Source organism: Rhizobacter sp. P2_D12 (assembly GCF_056404395.1).
The window spans coordinates 14,269-36,838 of record NZ_JBFUEB010000037.1 but is presented as its reverse complement, the minus strand read 5'-3'; the positions used below and the strand labels follow the sequence as shown (position 1 = coordinate 36,838).

The following is a 22,570-nucleotide window of genomic DNA, read 5'->3' as shown; positions in this document are numbered from 1 at the left end:
GGAGCACAGCCATGAACAAGATCATCGTCATCACCGGTGCGTCCAGCGGTTTCGGCGCCCTCACCGCCCGTGCGCTGGCCGACGCCGGCCACACCGTCTACGCCGGCATGCGGGCCATTGCGACGCGCAATGCGCGGGCCGCCGAAGCCGCGGCCACCTATGCGAGGGAGCACGGCGTCGACCTGCGCAGCATCGAGCTGGACGTGGGCTCGCAGGCGAGCGTCGACCGCGCGATCGCGCAGATCACCGGGACGCACCAGCGCCTGGACGTGGTGGTGCACAACGCCGGCCACATGGTGCTGGGCCCGAGCGAGGCCTTCACGCCCGAGCAGGTGGCCGAACTGTTCGACGTCAACACGCTGAGCACGCAGCGCGTGAACCGCGCCGCGCTGCCGCAGCTGCGCCGGCAAGGGCACGGGCTGGTGGTGTGGGTGTCGAGCTCCAGCGTCAAGGGCGGCACGCCGCCCTACCTGGGCCCGTACTTCGCGGCCAAGGCGGCGATGGATTCGCTGGCGGTGAGCTATGCAGGCGAGCTGGCGCGCTTCGGCGTCGAGACCACGATCGTCGTGCCGGGGGCCTTCACGTCGGGGACGAACCACTTCCAGAACGCCGGGCACCCGGAGGACGCGGCCGTTGCCCAGGCCTACGACGTGCACTACGCCGGCCTGCCGCAGCAGGTGGGCCAGGCGCTGGCCCGGCTGGAGCCGGCGGATGCGGACGTGGCCGACGTGGCGCGCGCGATCGTCGCGGCGGTGGATGCACCCTGCGGCCAACGCCCGTACCGCGTGCACATCGACCCGAGCGACGACGGCTCGGGCATCGTCAGCGGCGTGGCGGACCGGATGCGGGCCCAGCTGCTCGAGCGCGCCGGGCTGGGGGACCTGCTGAAGGTGGTGCCGAAGGGGGTGTGAGGCCCGACCGCGAACGCGCTCAGCGGATCCGTTCGAGCGCGTTCGCCAGCTGCTGCACCGTCCGGTCCACGTTCGCGAGCTTGTCCAGCCCGAACAAGCCGATGCGCCAGCTGCGGAAATCCGCCGGCTCGTCGCACTGCAGCGGCACCCCGGCCGCCGTCTGCAGCCCGAGCCCGGCGAACTTGCGGGCCGACTGGATCTCCGGGTCGTCGGTGTAGCTGACGACCACGCCCGGCGCCTCGAAGCCGGTCGCCGCGACGCTCTTGAAGCCCTTCTGCGCCAGCAGCGCCCTCACCTTGGTGCCCAACTGCTGCTGCGCCTGGCGCGCGGCCTCGAAGCCGAAGCGCTCGGTCTCCTGCATCACCTCCCAGGTCCGGGTCAGCGCATCGGTCGGCATCGTCGTGTGGTAGCCGAACGAGCCGGCCTCGTAGGTCTCCATGATCTGCAGCCACTTGCGCAGGTCGCACGCGAAACTCGTGCTCTGCGTCTGCGCCATGCGCTCGCGCGCCGCGGCACTCAGCATCACGAAGGCACTGCCCGGCGAGCCGCTCCAGCCCTTCTGCGGCGCGCTGATGAGCACGTCGACGCCGGTGGCCTGCATGTCCACCCACATCGCGCCCGACGCGATGCAGTCCAGCACGAACAGCCCACCCACCGCATGCACCGCATCGGCCACCGAGCGCAGGTAGTTGTCGGGCAGGATCATCCCGGAGGCCGTCTCGACGTGCGCCGCGAACACCAGCGCCGGCCGCTCGCGCTGGATCGTCTCGACCACCTCGCCGATCGGCGCCGGCGCGAACGCCGCCTGGTAGCCCGAACCCACCGGCCGCGCCTTCAGCACCGTCGCCGTCGACGGGATGGACCCCATCTCGAAGATCTGCGTCCAGCGGTAGCTGAACCAGCCGTTGCGCAGCACCAGCACGCGCTGGCCGGTCGCGAACTGGCGCGCCACGCCTTCCATCCCGAAGCTGCCGCTGCCCGGCATCACGATCGCGGTGTGCGCGTGGTACGTGCGCTTGAGCGTGTCGGCGATGCCGCGCAGCACACCCTGGAACTTCTTCGACATGTGGTTCAGCGCGCGATCGGTGTAGACCACCGAGAACTCGAGCAGGCCGTCGGGATCGACCTGGGGCAGCAATCCGGGCATGGGATGTCTCCGTCGTTGGGGTGTGGCGCGGAGCGTAGCACCGGCCGCCGCGCTCGGCGATGATGCGGGCATGACACCGCGTTCGCTCGTCCTCGCCGCTGCGCTGGCCCTGTCGGCCTGCGCCATCCGCCCGCCGCAGCCGCCCATCGTGCTGCTGGGCGAGGTTCACGACAATGCCGCCCAGCAGGCGCTGCGGCTGCAGGCCTTCCAGGACCTGCTGGCCGGCGGCGCCCGCCCGGCCCTGCTGATGGAGCAGCTCGACCGCGAACGCCAGCCCGACATCGACCGCCTGCGCGCCGCCCCGACACCGCCGACGGCCGATGCGCTGATCGCGGCGGCCGGCGGTGCGCCCGGCTGGAACTGGGCCTTCTACCGGCCGTTCGTGCAGCTGGCCCTCGACCACGGCCTGCCGATCGTCGCGGCCAACGTGTCGCGTGCCGACAGCCGCCGCGTGATGAGCCTGGGCCTGGCGGACAGCGGCTTCTCGCCGCAGGTGCCGGCCGACATCCTGGTCGCCCATGCCGGCGACATCGAGGCCAGCCACTGCGGCATGCTCGACGCGGCGACCGCACGCCGCATGGCCGATGCGCAGGTCGCGCGCGACCAGTTCATGGCGCGCCTGGTGGACCGCTATGCCGAGCGCGGCGTCGTGCTGCTGGCCGGCAACGGCCACGTGCGGCGCGACGTCGGGGTGCCGCGCTGGCTGGCCGACGCCACGCGCTCGCGCAGCCGCAGCATCGGCTACCTCGAGGCCGGCGACCCGTCGGCACCCGGCGCATTCGACCGCGTCGTGACGACACCCGAGCAGCCGCGCGCGGATCCCTGCGAGGCCATGCGCAAGCCGGTGGGCTGACCGCTCGAGCTCAAGCCCAGGCTTCCTGCACGGCCGCGCGCACGGCCACCGTGGCCGGCGCCAGGCGGTTCTCGGGCGGCGCGGCCCAGCAGATCCACGTGTGCGCCCGCCAGTGCCTCCAGATGTGGAACTCGCCCTGGCGCTGCGCCTGCTCGGCCTGGTCCAGCCGCACGACGCCGATCCCCATGCCGCTGGCCACCATGCTGCGCACCACGCCTTCGGTGCTGGCCGACGCCCCTTCCTGGTACTCGCGGCCGCCGGCGGCGAACAAGGCATCGATGTGGGTGCGCAACACGCAGCCGGCGGGCGTGCCGATCCACGGCTGGGTCATCAGGTCGGCCAGCGAGGGATCGGGATGCGCCTGGGCAAACGCCGTCGGCAGCGCCACCACCAGGTCGACCGGCGCCAGCCGCTGGATCTGCAGCCCGGCCATCTCTTCATGGTCGGTCATCACGTAGGCACAGTCGAGCTCGCCGCGCTGCAGCGCGTGCAGCATCTCCGACGACAACCCCTGCTGCAGCTGCAGCGTGACCTGCGGGTTGCGCTGCGCGAGGCGCAGCAAGGCGTCGCCCAGGCGCAGCGCCATCGGGTCGCTGACCGTGCCGAAGCGCACCACCCCCTGGGCCGCGCCGCGCAACTGCGCCGCGGTGGAACGCATGCGGCCGGCCGAGGCCAGCGTGCGCTCGGCCTCGTCGAGCAGCCGGCGGCCTTCCTCGGTCAGGCCCATGCCGCGCGGCGTGCGGTCGAACAGGCGCACGCCCAGTTCGTCTTCCAGCGCCTTGATCTGCGCGCTGACGGCCGGCGGGCTGGTGAACACGCGCTCGGCGGCGCGCGTCAGGTGGCCTTCCTGCGCCACCGCGACGAAGGTCTTCAGTTGGTAAAGCTCCATGGCCACGATTGTGGGCACGCCGGCCTGCAAAGTCAGTTCGGAAATCCTGAGCCCCTGCTCCGAATTGGCGAATGGCCTCAAGCGCCCTCGCCGACCAGACTTCCCGGCATCGAATCAGATCGCCTGGAGCCTGTCGTGACCCAACCCCGTTCCCCGTACGTCGGCATCGCCGGCCTGCTGCTCGCCACCACGGCGTGGGGCAGCCTCTTCATCGCCGGCAAGCCGGTGCTGCACTGGGTCGATCCGGTGTGGTTCACGCTGCTGCGCTACACCGTCGCCACGCTCGCCTTCACGCTGCTGCTGGCGCTGCGCGGGCCGTTCCCGTGGGCGGTGCTGCGCCGCCACGGGTGGCGGCTCGCGGGGCTGGGCTTCCTCGGCTACGGCGTGTTCAGCGCGATGGTGCTGGTCGGCCTCGCGCACTCGCTGCCCTCGCATGGCGCGGTGATCATGGCGACGATGCCGATCACGACGCAGCTGGTGCGCTGGGCACTGGACGGCCTGCGCCCGAGCGCCAGCGCCGTCGTCAGCACGCTGCTGGCGCTGGCCGGTGTGGTGATCGTCTCGGGGCTGCTGCACGCCGGCGCCGCCGGCACATCCACGTGGCCGGGCGACCTGAGCGCGCTGGCCGGCACGCTGGGCTGGATCTGGTACACGCGCGGTGCCGCGCGGCTGCCCGAACTCGACGTGGTCAGCTTCAGCAGCCTGAGCGCGCTGGCGTCCTGGCCGCTGCTGCTGCTGGCGACGCTGCTGCTCAGCGCTTCGGGCCTCGCCGCGGTGCCGCAGGTGCATGCCGCATGGCAAGCCTGGCCGGTGCTGGTGTACATCGGCCTCGTGCCGACGGTGTTCGGCGTGCTGGCCTACAACTTCGGCGTCAGGACGCTGGGCGTCGTCACCAGCACCGCATTCCTGAACGTCGTGCCGGTGTCGGCCTTGCTGATCGGTGCCGCGCTGGGCTCACGCCCGGCCGCGCATGAGCTGGCCGGCGTGGCGTTGGTGGTGGCGGGCCTGCTGATCCACACGCTGTCGCAGCGTGCGGCAAGCCGCGCGGATGCTCAGCGGCCGGTGCCGGCCGGCGACATCGACAGGAAGGCGCTGGTGTGCAGGTCGCCCCGGCCGCAACGGCTGTTGTCGATGGCGCGCATGCGGCGCTCGAGTTCGTAGATGTCCTGGGATTCGGCCAGCCAGGCCTCGTCGTAACCGCCGCGCGGCTGGGTGCCGCCGGCAAATGCGTTGCGCATGGCGCTGGCGATGGCATTGATCATGTTCATGTTCTATCTCGGTCCGTCTTGTGGTCGGTTTTTCTCAGTCAGTGCGTCCCTCGTGCGGGTTAACACCTAGGTACTAGTGTAAACCCTAGGTGACGCACTGTCTGTGACGGAACGCCTGAAACCCTTGGCCTCAAGAGCCCCGGATTCCCCCGAGCAACGGAAACTCCAGCGCACCGGACGCACCACGCCGGTGCAATTGCTGCAATCGGCGCGTCATGCTTTCGATCTCGATGGTCTGGCCGGCGATGATCTCCTCGGCCAGTTGCCGGGTCGCGGGATCGCGCCCGTGTTGCAGCACCAGCCGCGCCATGTCGACCGCGCCCGCGTGGTGCGGAATCATCATCGCGAGGAAGTCGACGTCGGCATCGCCGGTGTAGCCCGGGCCGTGCATGTCGCCCATCATCCGCGCCATCGACTCGTCCATGTCCTCGCGGAAGCTGCCGGTCATGCCGTCTGCCCTTTCTCGCCGATGCGCACGTAGACGAGGTTGATGCTCTTCTTGTTGCGCAGCGTGCCGGACGGCAGCGCCAGGCCGCCGAGCGGGATCTGCGCGACGAACACCGGATTCAGCGGATCGCTGACGTCGAACGCGCTGCACACCGTCTGGCCGGCGTTCGGCGTGCCCGGCAGCTCGTCCTGCTCATGGGCGACGTAGAGAAGCGTGTTTTCCGGGTTGGTCCACAGGCCGTGCGCCTCTCGGCCGTGCGAGAAGAAGCTGCCGACCATGCGCCGCTCGCCCGGCGGCGCGCTGCGGTCGACGATCGCGACGCGGCTCGACGCGACGCCATCCGGCCCGCTGTCATCGACGCGCGCCAGGCTCGCATACAGCACGCTGCCGCGCGCATTGCGCACGAACTCGACATGGTTGGGCCGCGCGTTGATGCCGAGCGGCACGCGGTCCAGCAGCTTGAAATCCCCGTGCGTCGAGCGGCACGAGATCGCATCGGCCAGCTTGTGCGACAGCCACAGCTCGGCGTTGTCGGCGGTGGTCTTGATGAAAGGCGTGAAGCCCATCGGGTCCTGCCCTGCGATGTCGAGCGTCGCGATGCGCTGCGGGCGCGAATGGCCCGCCGCATCGGCATTGACGCGGAACACGTCGACCTGCGGCGTCTTCTGGCTCGCGACGAAGGCCAAGCGGCCGTCGATCGAGAACCAGGCCTGGGCCGGACCGTCCAGCGTCGGCAGGTACTGCCGCAGTGCGGGCAGGCTGGCCCCCTGCAGCTGCCGGCACGCCAACTCGACGTCGAGGATCGCGATGCGGTTCTCGCCGCGGATCGTCACCCACAGCTCGCGACCGTTGCGCGTGAAGCTCGGCTCGTGCGGCTCGCGCCCCAGCAGCAGGCCGCTGGACACGCGCTCGGCCTGCGTCGTCGGCCCGGCCGCCGGATTCGGCAGGTTGCCGATGACGCGCCGCTGTGCCGCGTCGATCAGGTAGACGTTGCTCGAGCCACGCCCGGTCGTCGCGAGCAGCCGCCCGTCGGGCGACGGCACCGCGCCATGCGCATCGATGCAGCCGTGGTACAGCGGCTTGTGGATCATCGCCGCGTGCGTCGGCGCAACGCCGGCCGTCACGTAGCGGAATGGCGGCCTCGGGTCTTCGTCGAAGCTCGTCAGGTTGATGGTGGTCTCGACGCTGTTGCTGCGCGGGTCGATCACGACCAGCGTGTTGGAGTCCTCGTTGGTGATGAAGACGCGGTCGCGCGGGTCGATGGTGGATTGCGCCAGCGCCGGCCAGGCCGCCGCGGTCGATGCGGCGGCGGCCAGTTTGAGGAGTTCTCGTCGTTGCATGTTCGGTGAAATTTGGAAGGTGTGGGCCCGGCTCAGCCCGGTGCGAGTTGCCGATGGACCTCCTGCGCGACGCGCAGCAGGTCCTGGCGGTCGGCGCCGCCGGAGATCGCGTAGCCGACATGCCGGTCGACCCAGTAGAAGACGTTGACCGGCCCGTCACGGCCGAAGCGGAAGGCGGCCGTGCTGCCATCGGCCGCCGCCGGCGCCTCTCGCGTCACGTACAGCGTCATGCGCTGGCCGGTGGCGTCGTGGTACATGAACTGCGCGACGGGCCCGCTGTCGCCCGGCAGCAACCGCCCGCCGATCAGCTCGTAACCCACCGCCTTCAGCAGCGGCGGCTTCACGGCCGTCCCGAGGCGCCTGGACAGCCAGGCCACCAGCGCCTGTTCTTCGTCGGCGCCGACCTCCACCGGCCGACGGATGTCGGGGCTGTAGACCACGTGGGCAACCGCGGCACGCCGTGCGAAACCGCTCAGCGAGTCGCCGGCCGAGGCCGCACCATCCGCATACGCGACGCGCACCCGTTCGTCGTCGACCGAGCCGCGCAGCCACCACGACGTGCCGGCGCTCAGCATCGCGATCGCCAGCCCCGCAGCGAGGCCGCGCCATCGCAGCCTGGTCTTCACGCGCACCGGCAGGTGCAGGGGCACCGGCTCGTCCAGCACCGGGTCGAGCAGGCGGTGCAAGGCCTCGTTCTGCTGCCGCCAGGCCTGCACGCGGGCCTGTTCGTCGGGTCGGGCTGCCAGGTACTGCAGCACTTCCGCGTCGCGCGCCGGGCCGAGCTGGCGGTCGACGTGGGCGTGCAGGTCGGCCTCGGTGATCGGGGCGCCGGGCCCGGAGGGCGTCAGTTGAAGGTGGTCCATGGTCGTTACTTCACCCGCTGGATTTTCGAAGGCACGTTGCGGCCTTCGAGTTCGGCACGCAGCCGCTCGCGCGCCCGGGACAGGCGCGACATCACCGTGCCGATCGGCACGCCGACGATGTGCGCGACATCCTGGTAGCTCATCTCCTCGACGCCCACCAGCAGCAGCACCTCGCGCTGCTCGGGTGGCAGGCGTGCCAGCAGGCGATCGAGGTCGCGCAGTTCCAGGCCGTCGGCCTGCGTCGGTCGATCGGGCGGCTCGGGCAGTAGCGAGTCGGCCGGTTGCTCGGGGCTGCTGCGCTGGCTGCGCACGCGGTCGATGAAGAGGTTGTGCATGATCCCGAACATCCAGGCCCGCACCTCGCCGCGCCGCTGCCATAGCGAGAACCGGCTCCAGGCACGCTCCAGCGTGTCCTGCACCAGGTCGTCGGCGCGCTCGCGCTCGCCGGTCAGCCCGCGGGCGTAGCGCCGCAGATGCGGTATGCCTGCGACGATCTCCGCTTCGTCCTGGGAACGCATGGCAGTGGCTGCGGCGGGCCCGTTCAGTACGTGGCCTTCGCAGCGGCGGCGCTCGCACCGACCACCAGCTTCGGATCGACCTGCCAAGTCTCGGACACCACCAGGTTGTCGCGGAACACCAGCGCATGGCGCACCTTGATCGGCATCTTGCCGACGAACAGCAGGTTTGCCGTCACGGTCGAACCCTTGGGGTTGGCCGATTCCTGGACATTCTCGACCGTCACCGCGAACGGCCCCTGCGTGCCGGAGAACTTCTCCCACACGCCGCGGATCGCGTCCTTGCCGGCATAACTGCCGTCCAGCGGACCGCCGACCCATTGCAGCTGCGCGCCATCCTGGTAGCTGCGCATCAGCACCTGCACGTCGCCGGCGCCGATCGCACGGAAATGCGTGTCGGCGCTGTCGGTCGCCGGGCTGGCATGGGCCGCGGCGGAGACCACGGCCAGCGCGAGGAAGAAAAGGTGTTTCATCGAGGAACCCTTGAACGATTGTGGAGGAGACACCTGCACAGACGGACGGGCGGGCGCGTTTATTCCATCCGGTCGGCCGCGCCCGCGCCGCCGTGTCGGATCGCGACATCGCGCTMAAGTGAGCCGGAACTCGGCCGACAACGAAGACAGCCCTCCAACCCGCGGCACCGCCCATGCGTTCATTGCGATTGACCCTGGTTCTCCTCATCGGCTCGGGCATCGCCGCGGCCAGCGTGCTGATGGCGGTCTCGCTGTGGGGCGCCGGGACGGCGGCCGGCGCAGCCCAGCGCACCTTCGTCGCGAAGGACGTCACGGCCGACATCCTGCCGCCGCCGATGTACCTGATCGAGCTGCGGCTGGTGCTGTCGCAGGCGGTCGAAGGCAGCATCGCGCCGGACAAGGCACAGGCCGAAGCGGCCCGCCTGGAGAAGGAATACCTCGACCGTGTCGCCTACTGGCGCGCCCATCCGCCCTATGGCCTCGAGGCGCAGCTGCTGGGCCCGCAGCACGAGGCCGGCGTGCGCTTCRTCGACGCGTCGCGCACGGTGCTGAAGGCCGTGGCGGCGGCCGATGCCGCAGCCGCGCAGGCCGCGCTCAAGTCTGCCGACGTGCTGTACCTGCAGCACCGTGCCGGGGTGGACACCACCGTCAAGGCCTCGACCGCCTTTGCAGACGCGGCCACGGCCACCTTCGACACCACGCTCGCACGCGTCGCGGGATCGCAATGGGGGGTCTTCGTCGCCGCGACCGTGCTGCTGCTCGGCTTCGGCCGCTTCGCGTGGAAGTCGGTCTGGGCCCAGGTCGGTGGCGAACCGGCCGAGGTGGCCGCGGTGGCCAATGCCGTCGCGGCCGGCGACCTGCGCCATCGCGTGCCGGTGGCAGCCGGCGACAGCCGCAGCATCATGGCCGCGATGGCGGCGATGTGCGAACGGCTGACCCAGGTGGTCGCCACCGTGCGCAGCAGCAGCGATTCGATCGCGACCGGCTCGCAGCAGATCGCGCGCGGCAATTCCGACCTGAGCCAGCGCACCGAGCTGCAGGCCGGCAACCTGCAGCAGACCGCCGCGGCGATGGAACAGCTGACCGGTGCCCTGAAGGCCAGTGCCGATGCCGCCCGCAGCGCCGCGCAGTTGGCCGCCGAGGCGGGTGCGGCCGCCAGCCAGGGCGGCGCGGTGGTACAGCAGGTGGTGCACACGATGGATGGCATCGCCGAAGGCTCGCAGGAGATCGGCCGCATCGTCGGGGTGATCGACGGCATCGCGTTCCAGACCAACATCCTCGCGCTCAACGCCGCCGTCGAGGCGGCACGCGCCGGCGAACAGGGCCGCGGCTTCGCGGTGGTGGCCAGCGAGGTGCGCGCACTGGCGCAACGCAGCGCGGAGGCTGCGAAGGACATCAAGGCGCTGATCGGCTCGAGCGTCGAGCGCGTGCAAGCGGGTGCCGAGCTGGCGAACAGCGCCGGCCGCCACATGAGCGGCATGGTCGACCAGGTGCAGCGCGTGGCCGGCCTGATCGCCGAGATGGGCCAGGCCAGCCAGCGGCAGACGGCGGGCGTCGACCAGCTGAACGCGACGGTGGCCGGGTTGGACGAAGCCACCCAGCGCAACGCTGCCCTGGTCGAGGAATCAGCCGCCGCCGCCGGCAGCCTCAGCGCGCAAGCGCATCAGCTGGTGGCGGCGGTCGGCGTCTTCCGCCTGGCCTGAACCGGCCGGGGCTCAGCAGCCCAGGTTGCCGCCCGGGTCGACGCCGATGATCGACGTGAAGCTGCGGTAGTAGTTGATGCGCGTCTGCACCGCGTCGGGCCGGCGGCCGTTGCATTCCAGCCCACCGTTGATGGCGTTGATCGTGACGCCGAAGCCCCACGAGTTGACCATCGCGTTGTGCGGCGTGACGCCGGCCGCGCCGGTGCCCGTCATCCAGTACCAGACGGCGGTCTTCCACGCGATCGTCGCGTCGGTCGCCACCAGGTCCGGGTTGCTCCACAGGTCGACACCGATGGCCTGGCCGGCCGCGCGGTAGTTGTAGTTCCAGCTCAGCTGGATCGGACCGCGGCCGTAGTACTGCTGCCCCGGCGCACACCCGCTCGCCCAGTCGCAGTAGAGCGGCCAGTTCGCCTGGTTGTACTCGCGCGTCGCGCGCAGGTTGTCGGACTCGTGCGCCACGTTGGCCAGGAAGGCGGCTGCCTCCTGGCGCTTGATCGTGTCGCTGCCGGTCTTGGCGAAGGCCGGGAAGCCGCTCATCGCGTTGACCAGCCCGGCGTAGGTGTAGAGCCCCGCGCGGTTCGGGAACATCTGGTTGAACTGCGCCTCGCTGACGATGAACGAGCCGCCACCGCCACCGCCGCCGCCCCCACCGCCGCCACCGCTGCACGTGGTGGGCTGCCAGTACCAGGTGCTGATCGTCGGATCGGTGCCGTCGCTGCCGTTGCCGCCCACGTTCACCAGCTTGTAGTACTGGCCGTTGGAGTAGCGCACGATGTCGCCCTGCCGGTAGTACACGCCGGCCTGCCAGTCGACCGCGGTGCAGCCCGTGCCGCCACCACCACCACCACCGCCCCCGCCTCCCCCGCCGCCGGCGCAGGTGGTCGGTTGCCAGTACCAGGTGCTGATGGTCGGGTCGGTGCCGTCGCTGCCGTTGCCGCCCACGTTGACCAACTTGTAGTACTGGCCGTTGGAGTAGCGCACGACGTCGCCCAGGCGGTAGAACACGCCCTGCTGCCAGGTCTGCGCGCTGCAGGTGCCGCCGCCGCTGCCGCCACCCCCGCCGCCGGCATCACAGGTGGTCTGCTGCCAGTACCAGGTGCTGATCGTCGGATCGGTGGCATCGCTGCCGTTGCCGCCCACGTTCACCAGCTTGTAGTAGCTGCCGTTGTTGGGATAGAGCACCACGTCGCCCAGGCGGTAGTACACGCCGTACTGCCAGGTCTGCGCACTGCACGCCGCCGCGGCGACGGCCGACACGCTCGCCATCGGGCTTGCGGATGCGGGGGCCGCGGTGATCGCGGCCAGGGGTATCAACAGGCTGGCCACGCAGGCCACCCAACGTCTCATTTTGAGAAACATGCTTTTTCTTTCCGGTTGTTGATGGGTCACAAGCACTGCTTCGACGCTTTCCACGGAACTCCTCGATGTGGAAGCGCTTTCAATTGGACCGAAAGCCGAACGGCATTCGGGTAACAGCGTGCAAGGAACGAGACCGGAAGGCCGCTGACGCCGGAGCTGGACAGCACGCCGATCGTCATCCGGTTCAGGGGCGGCAGGATAATCCGCGCACAGGGGGAACACCATGGACGCGATCCAATGGAAGGCCGCCATCGGCGGCGCGGCACTGGCGTGGGGCTGCGCGGCGATGGCGCAGCCCGTCACCAGCTACCGGGGGATCTGCGACGCATCGGCCGCGGTCGCGCTGGATGCCGCGCATTTCGTCGTCGCCGATGACGAGCGCAATACCTTGATGGTCTACCGGCGCGGCGAGCCCGAACCGGTCGGGCGACTCGACCTGGCGCGCTTTCTTCGCACCGGGGACGGCCAGGAGTCGGACATCGAAGGCGCGGCCGTGATCGGAAAGCGCATCTACTGGATCAGCTCGCACGGGCGCAACAGCAAGGGCAGGAAGCGCGACGAGCGCCAGCGGCTGTTCGCGACCGACATCGTGGCCGGCACATCGCCGCCCGCGCTGAAGCCCGTGGGCGAGCCGTACACGCGCCTGCTGAAGGACCTGTTCGATGCGCCGCAGCTGAAGAAGTACCACCTGAAGGAGGCAGCCGGGCTGCCGCCCGAAGCCACGGGCGGCCTGAACATCGAGGGCCTGGCCGCGACGCCGGACGGCGCGCTGCTGATCGGCCTGCGCAACCCGCTGTCGCAGGGCCGCGCGCTGGTCGTGGCGATCGACAACCCGGCCGCGGCGATCGAGGGCCAGCGTGCCCGCATCGGCGCGGTCAGCGAACTGGCGCTGGACGGCCGCGGCATCCGCAGCCTGGAACGCACCGGCAGCGGCTACCTGGTCGTGGCCGGCCCGACCGGCGACGAAGGCCGCTTCGCGCTGTACCGCTGGTCCGGCGTGGCGGGCCAGGCACCGGCGCTGCGGCCCGACGTCGACTTCAAGACGCTGCGGCCCGAGGCGCTGTTCGTGCTGCCCGACTCCCAGGACGTCCAGTTGCTGAGCGACGACGGCGGTGTCAAGACCGCGGGCGTCGAGTGCAAGGCCCTGCCGGTGGCGCAGCGATCCTTCCGCAGCATCACGGTGCGGCCGTGACGGCGTAGACCGCCTGGACCACCTGGGCCATGCGCCGGTAGTCCAGCTTGTCCCAGGTGTCGCCGGCCCCGTGGTAGTCGTGGTTGCGCAGGAAGGCGGTGTCGGTGACCATCAGCGCCGGCATGCCCAGTTGCCAGTAGCTGAGATGGTCGGAGAAATCGACGCCCTCCAAGGCCACCGGTGCATTGATCGAGCGCACCGGCAGGCTCGTCGCGCCGGCCATCGCGGCCTTGACCGCCCGCATCTGCGCGAAGCGTTCCAGCCGGCCGACGATCGCGATGAAATCGCCGCGATCCCCGTAGAGACCCGACATGCCCGCAACCGGGTAGTCCTGGCTGCCGGGCCGATCCGAGAAGCGGCCGATCATCTCCAGCGCCAGCATCAGCCGCGGCTCGCGGCCCTGCGCGCGCAGCGACCGCGCATGGTGTGCGCTGCCCATGTCCTCGCTGCGGAAATACGGCGGTTCCTCCAGCGTGAAGGCCACCAGCTCGACCGGCTGCGACGGCGGGTGACGGCCCAGCAGGCGGGCCAGCTCGAGCAGGCCGGCCACGCCGCTTGCGTTGTCGTCGGCACCCGGCGTCTCGCTGCCATGCGAGTCGTAGTGCGCGCCGATCACCAGCGGTGCACCGTGGCCCGGACCGAAGCGGGCCACGAGATTGCGGAATCGCCGGGAGCCGACCTCCATTCCCTGCGTGACCACCGTGCCGCCGCTCTCGCGCAGCATGGCTTCGACGTAGTCGGCGGCCCGGTCGAGATGCCCCATCGCGCTGTCGCTGCGCGGGTGCAGGTCGACCGACAGGTACCGGACGTGGTGCGCCAGGCGTTGCGGGTCCACGTCCGGCGGATGCGACGCCCGCGGCATCACGAAGGGCTGCACCAGCGCGGCCCAGGCCGCGGCGAGGACGATCAGGCACGGGATGCAAGCAAGCAGCAGGACACGGCGCATGGGAGGGCAAGGAGTGGCCAGGCAGCCATGCTGCCGCGGCGCCTCGCCAGGAGGTGATGCCGTGAGACGAACGACGGGTTTGGCGCCGCGTGCTACCGCTGCTCGCGCCGGTAGCGCCCCGGCGTCATGCCCGCATGGCGCGCAAACGCGCGGTTGAACGCGGCCTCGGACCGGTACCCCACCGCCTCGGCGACCGCCGCGGTGTCGTTCCCGCCTCGTGCCAGCAGGCGCGACGCCAGTTCCATGCGCAACGCGGTCAGCATCTCGATCGGGCCGCAGCCGGCGGCCTGCTGGAACTGGCGCGCAAACGCGGCACGCGACAGGTGGCAGCAGCGGGCCATCGCGTCGACGGTCCAGGCGCGCCCCGGGTCGTCGAGCAGCGCCTGCAACGCGGGCGCGAGGCGCTCGCGCGTCAGCAGGCCGATCAGGCCCAGTTGCTCAGGCCGGCTTGCCACGTGCGCCCGCAGCGCCAGCGTGAACAACGCGCCGCACAGCTGCGCGACGATGGCCGACGCCCCCGGTTTCTGCCCGTCGATCTCGTGCGCCATCATGCCGACCAGCCCGCGCAGCCACGCGAACTCGGGCCGACCGTCGAACGCGATCATGATGTGCTCGGGCAGCGTGTCGAGCAGGTGGCTGCGCCGCCGGCCGAGGAACTCGAACTCGCCGCACAGCAGGTCGAGCCCGGCGAGGTCGGGGTGGGCCACGTTGGTCTTGATCGGCAACCAGGCACTGTCGTCGGTGCGGATCGCCGCGCCGCGCCGCGCCTGCACGCCGCGGATCGTGTGCTGCGCGCCGTGCGGCAGCACCAGCAGGCTGCCTGCGCGCAGCGGGATCGCGGTGCGCGACTGCGGCAGCCACAGCTCGCACTCCCCTTTCAGCACCACGTGGAACGGCGCGCGCCACGGGCCGACGCGCTCGTGCGGCACCGAGAAGCCGGCCCCGAACAGGCAGCGCAGGTCCATCCGGCCGCGCGTGTCGAGCCAGGAGACGAGGCGGCTCAGTGCGTCCATGGCAAATCGCCCGTGAGACGCTGGAGCAAGTTTTCGAGCGTGTCCAGCATTCACCATCGTAGCGCGCCTGTCTACAGTCGGTCCATCGATCCCGGAGGACCCACCCCATGACCAGCCAACGCGCCCCTCTTCCCGTCTCGTACTTCAGCATGGCGGTGGGCGTGCTCGCGCTGGCCAACGCCTGGCGCGTGGCCGTGCGCCTCTGGCCCCTGCCGGCCTGGTCGGCGGTCGCGGTGGGCGCGGCTGGCCTCGCGCTGTGGCTCGTGCTGCTGGGGCTGTATGCGCACAAGTGGCTGCGCCGGCGCGCCGATGCGATCGCCGAACTGCAGCATCCGGTGCAGCCGTCTTTCCTGGCCCTGGTGCCGGTGTCCAGCATGCTCGCATCGACGGTGCTGCTGCCGTGGTCGCGCAGCCTGGCCTTCGGGGTGCTGCTGCTCGCGGTGGCCGGCTCGCTGGCCGTCGGTGCGTGGCTGTACGGCCGCTTCTGGCAAGGGGGCCTGAAGCCCGAGCTGGTGACGCCGGCGGTCTACCTGCCGGCCGTCGCGCAGAACTTCGTCGCCGGCACGGCGCTGGCCGCCTTCGGCCAGCCCGAATGGGGCACCTGGTTCTTCGGTGCCGGGATGCTGTTGTGGCTGGCCCTCGAGTCGCTGATCGTGAGCCGCCTGGCGACCCATGAGGCGCTGCCGGAGCCCCTGCGCCCGTTGCTGGGCATCCAGCTGGCACCGCCGGTGGTCGGCGGCGTCGCGTGGATCTCGCTGAACCATGGCGTGCCCGACCTGTTCGCGCAGGCGCTGCTGGGCTACGGCCTGTTCCAGGCGTTGTTGCTGCTGCGCCTGCTGCCATGGATCCGCCGCCAGCCGTTCGCGCCGTCGTACTGGGCGTTCAGCTTCGGCATCGCGGCCTTGCCGACGCTCGCGATGCGCCTGGTCGAGGGTGGCGCGACCGGGCCGGTGCGGTGGCTTGCGCCGGCGGCCTTCGTCGCCGCCAACCTGTTGATCGGCCTGTTGGCGTTGAAGACCCTCGCGCTGCTGCTGCGCGGAGCGCCTGCAGCAGTCCGACCGCTGCGTGCCTAGTACATGTCCCCGCCGCCGCCGTCGCTGCCCGGTGCGAGGTTCTCGAACTTCGTCAGCGGTTTCAGGAACGCGAGCCGCACCGTGCCGGTCGGGCCGTTACGCTGCTTGCCGATGATGATCTCGGCCACGCCCGGGTCCTTGCTGTCCTCGCGGTTGTAGTAGTCGTCGCGGTAGATGAACATGATGACGTCTGCATCCTGCTCGATCGCGCCCGATTCGCGAAGGTCGCTCATCATCGGCCGCTTGTCGGTCCGCGTTTCGACGCTTCGGTTCAGCTGCGACAGCGCGATCACCGGGCACTTCAGTTCCTTGGCCAGCGACTTCAGGCCGCGCGAGATCTCGCCGATCACGGTGGCGCGGTTCTCCTCGCTGCCGCCGCCGCTGCCGCTCATCAGCTGCAGGTAGTCGACGACGATCAAGCCGAGCTGCCCGCACTGGCGCGCCTGGCGCCGCGCACGGGCGCGCAGCTCGCTCGGCGACAGCGCCGAGCCTTCGTCGATGAAGACCGCCGCCTTGCCCAGCTTCTCGACCGCCTCCGACAGGCGGCCCCATTCGTCGTCGCGCAGCTTGCCGGTGCGCAGGTTGCTCTGGTCGATGCGGCCGAGCGAGCCGACCATCCGCAACGCGAGCTGCGCCGCGCCCATTTCCATCGAGAACACCACCACCGGCAGGCCCTCGTGCACCGCGACGTTCTCGGCGATGTTCAGCGCGAAGGCCGTGTTGTGGGTGACGACGTCCTGGTCGGTGATGTACAGCCGCTGCGGGTGCGACACCGAGATGCACTGGCACGGCGCGCGGCGCGACGGCTCGATCGCGCTGACGGTCAGGCGCTTCTGGCGCTGCCAGCGCTCGGGCGCACGCGCCTGCTTGTCGGACAGCAGGAACAGCGAACGCGGTTCGGGATGCGAGACGTGGCAGACATAGGCCGGCAGGCCCGCCAGCTTGATCCCGGCAACGCTGGTGTAGCGCGTTGCCTTTTCGCTGATCGAGCACCAGCCACCGAGCGAGCGCACCAGCGCGGCCACATCGTCCGCCAGCCGTCGGCTCGCCGTCGAGAAGCGGATGCTGCCCCACCGTTCGACCCAGCCATCGGTGTCGAGCAGGCCTCGCAGCAGGTCGAGGCGGCGCTCGCGGCTGGCCGTGAGGTAGCTCTCGGGAATGAACTTGCGGTCGCTGGCCAGGCCCGACAGGCCCAGCGCTTCGAGAGCCACGCGCAGCGGGTTGGGCTGGGCGCCCACCAGGCCGGGCACATGGCCGCGGTCCTCGCGCACGATGCGGTAGTCATAGCGCCCCGCGTGGGTGACCTCCATGCCGTCGCCCACGCGCTCTGCGACACGCTCGATCATCTCGGCGTCCGCGGTCGAGAAGCGCACCGAGCCGGTACCGGTGAGGTTGCCGTCACCGATGAGGGCGCCCAGCAGCCACGGATCGATCGGCAGCGCGTCGAGGTGACCGAAATCGCCGCTCGCGCAGTCGATCCAGAGGCGATTGCGGTAGCGCGCCTTCTGCAGCAACGCCCGCAGTTCGGCCGTGCTCACGACTTTCGGCGCCTTCCAGGTGCGGAAATGCACCTGCCACAGATGCTCGTCGCAGCATTCGGCCGAGCGGCCATCCGAGAAGCGGATGCGCCAGACGTCCTTCTCACCCTGGGGGAACACGCCGGTGACGATGGAGGACCGTCCGTCGACGGACGCCAGCGCGTCGCCGACCTCCAGATCGCCCATGCGCTTCCAGCCGGACAGCGTCCGCACCTGGGCGTCGAGCGGCTGCGCCTTGCCCATCGACGGCCGCGCCGCCAGCACGATCAGGTCGCCCGGCTGCAGGCCGGCCGTCATGCGGTCCATGTCGTAGAAGCCGGTGCGCACGCCGGTCACTTCCTCGGCGCCGTTCTCGTGCAGCTCGTTGACGCGGTCGATCAGCTGCACCACCAGCGTGTCCATGCTGATGAAGCCCTGGCGCGAGCGCGAGCCCTCCTCGCCGATCTTGAAGATCTTGCTTTCGGATTCGTCCAGGATCTGCGACACCGGCCGGCCCTGCGGGTTGAAGGCGGCGGTGGCGATCTCGTCGCTGGCCGCGACCAGCTTGCGCAGCACCGCGCGCTCGCGCACGATCTCCGCATAGCGGCGCAGGTTGGCGGCGCTCGGCACGCTTTGCGCCAGCCCGTTCAGGTAGACCAGCCCGCCGCAGTCCTCCGCCTTGCCCAGGCTTTGCAACTGCTCGAAGACGGTGATCACGTCGGCCGGCTTGGCCGCGTTGATCAGCCCGCCGATGGCGGCATAGATCAGCTTGTGCTCGTGGCGGTAGAAGTCGGTGTCGTGCAGCAGGTCGCCGGCGCGGTCCCAGGCGCTGTTGTCGAGCAACAGGCCGCCGATGACGCTCTGCTCGGCCTCGATCGAGTGCGGCGGCACGCGCAGCCGCGCCACCTCGTCGTCACTGCCCCGCTGGAACCCGGGATCGGCGCCGAACATGGGCGGAGGATTGAAAACCGTGGACATCGAATGCTTCCCGTCCTGTGGACAAACCTGTGAACATCCCGTGCCGAAGCTGCGGACAAGCCTGTAAAACTCCGCCCCCAATGAAAAAGGGCCGGCAGAGCCGACCCTTTGTCGAGGCGTGAAGGGCGTACCTTAGTCGGTTTCGCCGACCACGACAACCTTGACTTCCACCACCACATCGGTGTGCGGCGCCACGGTCACGACGTGCTCGCCGACGGTCTTCAGCGGACCGTTGGGCATGCGCACCTGGGCCTTGGCGATCTTGAAGTCGATGCGCGTCAGGGCTTCGGCGATGTCGTTGTTGGTCACCGAACCGAACAGACGGCCGTCCACACCCGCCTTCTGCGTGATGTGCACGGTGCGGCCGCTCATCTTCTCGCCCAGCGCTTGCGCGGTGGCGAACTTGTCGGCGGCGGCCTTTTCGAGTTCGACGCGCTTGGCTTCGAATTCCTTGATCGCGGTCTCGGTCGCACGGCGTGCGGCCTTGGTCGGGATCAGGAAGTTGCGGGCGAAACCGTCCTTGACCTTGACGACGTCGCCCAGGTTGCCGAGGTTGGCCACTTTTTCGAGCAGGATCACTTGCATGGGGTGGCTCCTCAGACCTTGTGCTGGTCGCTGTACGGCAGCATCGCCAGGAAGCGCGCGCGCTTGATGGCGGTGGTCAGCTGACGCTGGAAGAACGCACGCGTGCCGGTCAGGCGGGCGGGCGTGATCTTGCCGTTTTCACCGATGAAATCGCGCAAGGTGTCGATGTCCTTGTAGTCGATTTCCTTGACGCCGGTCACCGTGAAGCGGCAGAAGCGCTTGCGGCGGAACAGCAGGGATTGTTGGTTGCGCTTGGGCTTGCGGTCCTTCGAGAACCGACCTTTACCACGTGGCGGGGGCATGTTTCACCTCACTTGAATATCAAAAATCCGGACGGACAGGTTGAGCACGGGGCTCATTCGAATTCGGTCACATGGAACAGCGTGCCGCGGCCGCTTCGCACTGCCGACAGGAACCCGGCGAAGGTGCCGGTGCTCCCGATCTGCAATGCCTGCAGGCGCCGCGTGATATCGCCGATGGCCACCGCCCGGATCTCCAGGGAGACCTTGCGGACCTGGCCGGATTCGCTGACCTGCGATTCGTGCTTGAGGCTCAAATCGAAGGCCGGCAGCCCGGCCGGCGTGTATCTCACAGCGCCCCGCTCCACCAGCTGCGCCGACAGAACCACCCGGTTCATGCGGCGCCCCGGCAGGACGCGCGGGACATCACGTTCCTCAGGCCGCAGCTTCCTGCGGTGCCTTGCGGGACTCTTCCTTCTCGACAGCCTTCATCATCACCGAAGGACCGGTGTCGGCCTGGGGCCGAACGACGGTCAGGTGACGCAGCACGGCGTCATTGAAGCGGAAGCCCGTTTCCAGCTCGCCGAGGGCTTCCTTGCTGCATTCGATGTTGATGCAGAGGTAGTGGGCCTTGGCCAGCTTCTGGATCAGGTAAGCCATCTGGCGACGGCCCCAGTCCTCGACACGGTGGACCTTGCCGCCGGCGGCGGTGACCACACCCTTGTAGCGTTCCAGCATGGCCGGAACCTGTTCGCTCTGATCCGGATGGATGAGCAAGATGATTTCGTAATGACGCATTGAAGCTCCTTTTGGGTTTGCGCCTCGGGTCAAGGACCCTCGGCACGGAAGCCACCCCAAGCGTCGTCTGGGTGTGGCAAGGCGAACCCGGGATTCTACTCTGGAAATTCCGGGCTGGGGTACTTCTGTCAGGGTCTGCGCAAGGCGTCGACGAAAGCCTGGCTCTGCGGCCCGGGCGGCGCGCTGAGCAGGCTGCCGATCACCGTCGCCGCGAAGCCCGCCGGCACGCCGAACACGCCGGCCGAGATCGACTGGATGCCGAACCACAGCTGCCCCGGCGCCTGCACGCCCAGCAGCCCGCGCAGCCAGGGCTCGTTCAGCGCCATGTAATACAGCGTCACCGACAGCCCGACCACCATGCCCAGCACCGCCCCGCGACGGTTCGCGCGCTTCCAGAACACGCCCAGCACCAGCGCCGGGAAGAAGGCCGAAGCCGCGAACGAGAACGCCGCCGCCACCAGGAACACGATGTCGGCCGGCTTCTGCGTCGCCAGCGCCGCCGCCGCCATCGCCACCAGCAGCAGCATCACCTTGGAGATCATCACGCGCAGCCCCCCCGCCGCCTTGGGGTCGAGCGTGCGGTAGTACAGGTCGTGCGACAAGGCGCTGGAGATGGTCAGCAGCAGCCCGTCGGCAGTCGACAGCGCGGCGGCCAGCCCGCCGGCCGCCACCATGCCCGACACGACATACGGCAGCCCGGCGATCTCGGGCGTGGCCAGCACGACGATGTCGCCACCGATGCGGATCTCGCCCAGCTGCAGCACGCCGTCGCGGTTGATGTCGGTGACCGACAGCAGCGTCGGGTCGACCTTGGCCCAGTTCGAGATCCAGGCCGGCAAGTGGTCGAACGGCGTGCCGACCAGCCCGGTGAACACTTCGTACTTCACCAGCACCGCCAGCGCGGGCGCCGACAGGTACAGCAGCAGGATGAAGAACAGCGACCAGGTGACCGACTGGCGCGCCTGGCGCACCGACGGCGTGGTGTAGCTGCGCACCAGGATGTGCGGCAGCGCCGCGGTGCCGACCATCAGGCAGAACACCAGCGCGATGAAGTTGCGGCGCGAGTCGTCGAAGGCGGCCTGCTCTGCCGGGCTGCCGTCGGGATCGCCCGCGAACGGCGTGCCGTGCGGCAGCATGCCGCCCAGCGGCCGCGCCCTCGCCTCGGCGGCCTGCTGGGCCTGGGTCCAGGCCATGCGCGCCGCCGCCTCGTCGGCCGGTACCGCCAGCAGCTGCTTCTCGGCCGCCTGCAGGTCCGCCAGCGGTGCGCCGGCGCGGCGCAGCGCGGTGATCTGTCGACGCGCCTCGGCGCGCTCCAGCGCCAGCGCGCCGGGCACGTCCTGCAGCCGCGCCGCATAGCCGTCGGCCCGGGCCTTGTACAGCGCGATGACTTCCAGCTCGCGCGGGTCGGCCATCAGCTCCTTCTCGCGCTGCGTCACCTTCTGCAGCTGTTCGCCGTAGACGGCCTGCGGCACCGGCACGCCGGTCTGCTTGACCGACAGCCACACCACCGGCACCAGGTAGGCCACCAGCAGCACGATGTACTGCGCCACCTGCGTCCAGGTGATCGCGCGCATGCCGCCGAGGAACGAGCACACCAGCACGCCACCCAACCCGAGGAAGATCCCGACCTCGAAGGCGACGCCGGTCAGCCGCGTCGTGATCAGGCCGACGCCATAGATCTGTGCCACCACGTAGGTGAACGAGCACAGTACCGCCGCCGCCGCGCCGATCAGCCGCGGCGCATGGCCACCGTAGCGCGCGCCGAGGAAATCGGGAATCGTGAATTCGCCGAACTTGCGCAGGTAGGGCGCGAGCAGCAGCGCCACCAGGCAGAAGCCGCCGGTCCAGCCCATGATGAACGCCAGGCCCCCGTAGCCTTGCAGGTACATCGTGCCGGCCATGCTGATGAAGGATGCGGCCGACATCCAGTCGGCCGCGGTCGCCATGCCGTTGTAGGCGGCCGGCACGCGCCGGCCGGCCACGTAGTACTCGACCGCGTCGGTGGTGCGGCAGATGATGCCGATGCCGGCGTACAGCGCCACGGTGGCCAGCAGGAAGGTCACGCCGATCCAGCGCTTCGGCAGCCCCGCCTGCTCGGCGGCGGCCAGCGCCGCGATGAACGCGAGCAGGCCCACGGTGTAGAGCCCGTAGACCTTGTTGAGCCGGCGAAGGAAGCGGCGCTGCTCGCCGGGGTCACTCATGGCCGGAATGGTCGCCGCCCGGCTGCGCCGCGTCCATCCGGTTCATCACCCACGCGTAGACGCCGATGATCGCCAGGAACACCAGCAAGGCCCCCTGTGCGCCGACCCAGAAGCTGAACGGCCAGCCGAAGAAGCCGAAGCTCAGCTCGCGCGCGAACCACGCGACGCCGAAGCCGACCGCGAACCACAGCAGCAGCAAGCCGGCGACGATGCGCCGGTTGCTGCGCCAGTAGCTGCGGGTCGGCTCGGCCTCGGTCAC

The 22,570-nt window shown here is 70.0% G+C and carries 23 protein-coding genes and 1 pseudogene; 6 read left to right on the top strand and 18 right to left on the bottom strand.

The annotated features are described in order from the left end of the window. Positions 1-11 precede the first annotated feature (11 nt). Positions 12-911, top strand: a complete 900-nt coding sequence (locus AC1DYN_RS14555; RefSeq protein WP_477960662.1) for an SDR family oxidoreductase — start codon at positions 12-14, stop codon at positions 909-911. A gap of 19 nt (positions 912-930) precedes the next feature. Here AC1DYN_RS14555 and AC1DYN_RS14550 read toward each other — a convergent pair whose 3' ends face one another. Next, positions 931-2,058, bottom strand: a complete 1,128-nt coding sequence (locus AC1DYN_RS14550) for an aminotransferase class V-fold PLP-dependent enzyme (RefSeq protein ID WP_477960661.1) — start codon at positions 2,056-2,058, stop codon at positions 931-933. A 70-nt stretch (positions 2,059-2,128) separates the two neighbouring features. Here AC1DYN_RS14550 and AC1DYN_RS14545 point away from each other — a divergent pair, with 70 nt between their 5' ends. Then, positions 2,129-2,911 carry a ChaN family lipoprotein gene (locus AC1DYN_RS14545; RefSeq protein WP_477960660.1) on the top strand — a complete coding sequence of 261 codons (783 nt, stop codon included), beginning with the start codon at positions 2,129-2,131 and terminating at the stop codon, positions 2,909-2,911. A gap of 10 nt (positions 2,912-2,921) precedes the next feature. On the opposite strand, the gene AC1DYN_RS14540 is transcribed toward AC1DYN_RS14545, so the two are convergent. Further along, complete coding sequence (locus tag AC1DYN_RS14540) at positions 2,922-3,800, bottom strand: LysR family transcriptional regulator (RefSeq protein WP_477960659.1); 879 nt, start codon at positions 3,798-3,800, stop codon at positions 2,922-2,924. Between the two features lie 135 nt (positions 3,801-3,935). Between AC1DYN_RS14540 and AC1DYN_RS14535 the strand changes: the two genes are divergently transcribed. Further along, entirely contained in the window at positions 3,936-4,961 is a 1,026-nt protein-coding gene (locus tag AC1DYN_RS14535; protein ID WP_477960657.1) for a DMT family transporter, read from the top strand. Between the two features lie 23 nt (positions 4,962-4,984). Here the strand turns inward: AC1DYN_RS14535 and AC1DYN_RS14530 are convergent. The 6 genes and pseudogenes from AC1DYN_RS14530 to AC1DYN_RS14505 form a co-directional block, all read right to left on the bottom strand. After that, positions 4,985-5,038 (bottom strand): annotated as a pseudogene (locus tag AC1DYN_RS14530) (hypothetical protein); the annotation flags it as partial. 160 nt (positions 5,039-5,198) lie between these two features. Further along, positions 5,199-5,516, bottom strand: a complete 318-nt coding sequence (copM, locus tag AC1DYN_RS14525; RefSeq protein ID WP_477960655.1) for a CopM family metallochaperone — start codon at positions 5,514-5,516, stop codon at positions 5,199-5,201. Further along, on the bottom strand, positions 5,513-6,856 hold the full coding sequence (locus AC1DYN_RS14520) for a beta-propeller fold lactonase family protein (RefSeq protein ID WP_477960653.1): 1,344 nt from the start codon (positions 6,854-6,856) through the stop codon (positions 5,513-5,515). The genes copM and AC1DYN_RS14520 overlap by 4 nt, the downstream gene beginning before the upstream one ends. Before the next feature lie 32 nt (positions 6,857-6,888). After that, positions 6,889-7,719 carry an anti-sigma factor family protein gene (locus tag AC1DYN_RS14515; protein ID WP_477960651.1) on the bottom strand — a complete coding sequence of 277 codons (831 nt, stop codon included), beginning with the start codon at positions 7,717-7,719 and terminating at the stop codon, positions 6,889-6,891. Positions 7,720-7,724: 5 nt separating this feature from the next. After that, complete coding sequence (locus AC1DYN_RS14510) at positions 7,725-8,237, bottom strand: RNA polymerase sigma factor (protein WP_477960649.1); 513 nt, start codon at positions 8,235-8,237, stop codon at positions 7,725-7,727. A gap of 23 nt (positions 8,238-8,260) precedes the next feature. Beyond that, positions 8,261-8,707, bottom strand: coding sequence for a nuclear transport factor 2 family protein (locus tag AC1DYN_RS14505; RefSeq protein WP_477960647.1), 447 nt, complete (start codon positions 8,705-8,707; stop codon positions 8,261-8,263). A 173-nt stretch (positions 8,708-8,880) separates the two neighbouring features. Here AC1DYN_RS14505 and AC1DYN_RS14500 point away from each other — a divergent pair, with 173 nt between their 5' ends. Beyond that, positions 8,881-10,410, top strand: a complete 1,530-nt coding sequence (locus AC1DYN_RS14500) for a methyl-accepting chemotaxis protein (protein WP_477960645.1) — start codon at positions 8,881-8,883, stop codon at positions 10,408-10,410. Between the two features lie 12 nt (positions 10,411-10,422). Here AC1DYN_RS14500 and AC1DYN_RS14495 read toward each other — a convergent pair whose 3' ends face one another. After that, on the bottom strand, positions 10,423-11,769 hold the full coding sequence (locus tag AC1DYN_RS14495) for a glycoside hydrolase family 19 protein (RefSeq protein ID WP_477960643.1): 1,347 nt from the start codon (positions 11,767-11,769) through the stop codon (positions 10,423-10,425). 223 nt (positions 11,770-11,992) lie between these two features. Here AC1DYN_RS14495 and AC1DYN_RS14490 point away from each other — a divergent pair, with 223 nt between their 5' ends. Further along, positions 11,993-12,961 (top strand): DUF3616 domain-containing protein, encoded by a 969-nt coding sequence (locus AC1DYN_RS14490; RefSeq protein WP_477960641.1) that lies wholly within the window; start codon positions 11,993-11,995, stop codon positions 12,959-12,961. Here the strand turns inward: AC1DYN_RS14490 and AC1DYN_RS14485 are convergent. Continuing rightward, a complete protein-coding gene (locus tag AC1DYN_RS14485; RefSeq protein WP_477960639.1) occupies positions 12,945-13,907 on the bottom strand; it encodes a M28 family peptidase in 963 nt (320 codons plus the stop codon). The two genes, AC1DYN_RS14490 and AC1DYN_RS14485, sit on opposite strands and share 17 nt — an antisense overlap. Before the next feature lie 92 nt (positions 13,908-13,999). Continuing rightward, positions 14,000-14,920, bottom strand: coding sequence for an AraC family transcriptional regulator (locus AC1DYN_RS14480; RefSeq protein ID WP_477960637.1), 921 nt, complete (start codon positions 14,918-14,920; stop codon positions 14,000-14,002). A 107-nt stretch (positions 14,921-15,027) separates the two neighbouring features. Here AC1DYN_RS14480 and tehA point away from each other — a divergent pair, with 107 nt between their 5' ends. Next, on the top strand, positions 15,028-15,993 hold the full coding sequence (gene tehA / locus AC1DYN_RS14475) for a dicarboxylate transporter/tellurite-resistance protein TehA (protein WP_477960635.1): 966 nt from the start codon (positions 15,028-15,030) through the stop codon (positions 15,991-15,993). Here tehA and dnaB read toward each other — a convergent pair. From dnaB to AC1DYN_RS14440, 7 genes are all read right to left on the bottom strand, one after another. After that, on the bottom strand, positions 15,990-18,461 hold the full coding sequence (gene dnaB / locus AC1DYN_RS14470; RefSeq protein ID WP_490363525.1) for a replicative DNA helicase: 2,472 nt from the start codon (positions 18,459-18,461) through the stop codon (positions 15,990-15,992). The two genes, tehA and dnaB, sit on opposite strands and share 4 nt — an antisense overlap. 159 nt (positions 18,462-18,620) lie before the next feature. Next, entirely contained in the window at positions 18,621-19,073 is a 453-nt protein-coding gene (gene rplI / locus AC1DYN_RS14465) for a 50S ribosomal protein L9 (protein ID WP_477960631.1), read from the bottom strand. An 11-nt stretch (positions 19,074-19,084) separates the two neighbouring features. Then, positions 19,085-19,375, bottom strand: a complete 291-nt coding sequence (gene rpsR, locus AC1DYN_RS14460; RefSeq protein ID WP_047502601.1) for a 30S ribosomal protein S18 — start codon at positions 19,373-19,375, stop codon at positions 19,085-19,087. A 53-nt stretch (positions 19,376-19,428) separates the two neighbouring features. Continuing rightward, positions 19,429-19,710, bottom strand: a complete 282-nt coding sequence (gene priB, locus AC1DYN_RS14455; RefSeq protein ID WP_477960629.1) for a primosomal replication protein N — start codon at positions 19,708-19,710, stop codon at positions 19,429-19,431. Positions 19,711-19,747: 37 nt separating this feature from the next. Beyond that, positions 19,748-20,110 (bottom strand): 30S ribosomal protein S6, encoded by a 363-nt coding sequence (gene rpsF, locus AC1DYN_RS14450; RefSeq protein WP_477960628.1) that lies wholly within the window; start codon positions 20,108-20,110, stop codon positions 19,748-19,750. A 128-nt stretch (positions 20,111-20,238) separates the two neighbouring features. Continuing rightward, complete coding sequence (locus tag AC1DYN_RS14445; RefSeq protein WP_477960626.1) at positions 20,239-22,311, bottom strand: sodium:solute symporter family protein; 2,073 nt, start codon at positions 22,309-22,311, stop codon at positions 20,239-20,241. Beyond that, positions 22,304-22,570, bottom strand: coding sequence for a DUF4212 domain-containing protein (locus tag AC1DYN_RS14440; RefSeq protein WP_477960624.1), 267 nt, complete (start codon positions 22,568-22,570; stop codon positions 22,304-22,306). The genes AC1DYN_RS14445 and AC1DYN_RS14440 overlap by 8 nt, the downstream gene beginning before the upstream one ends.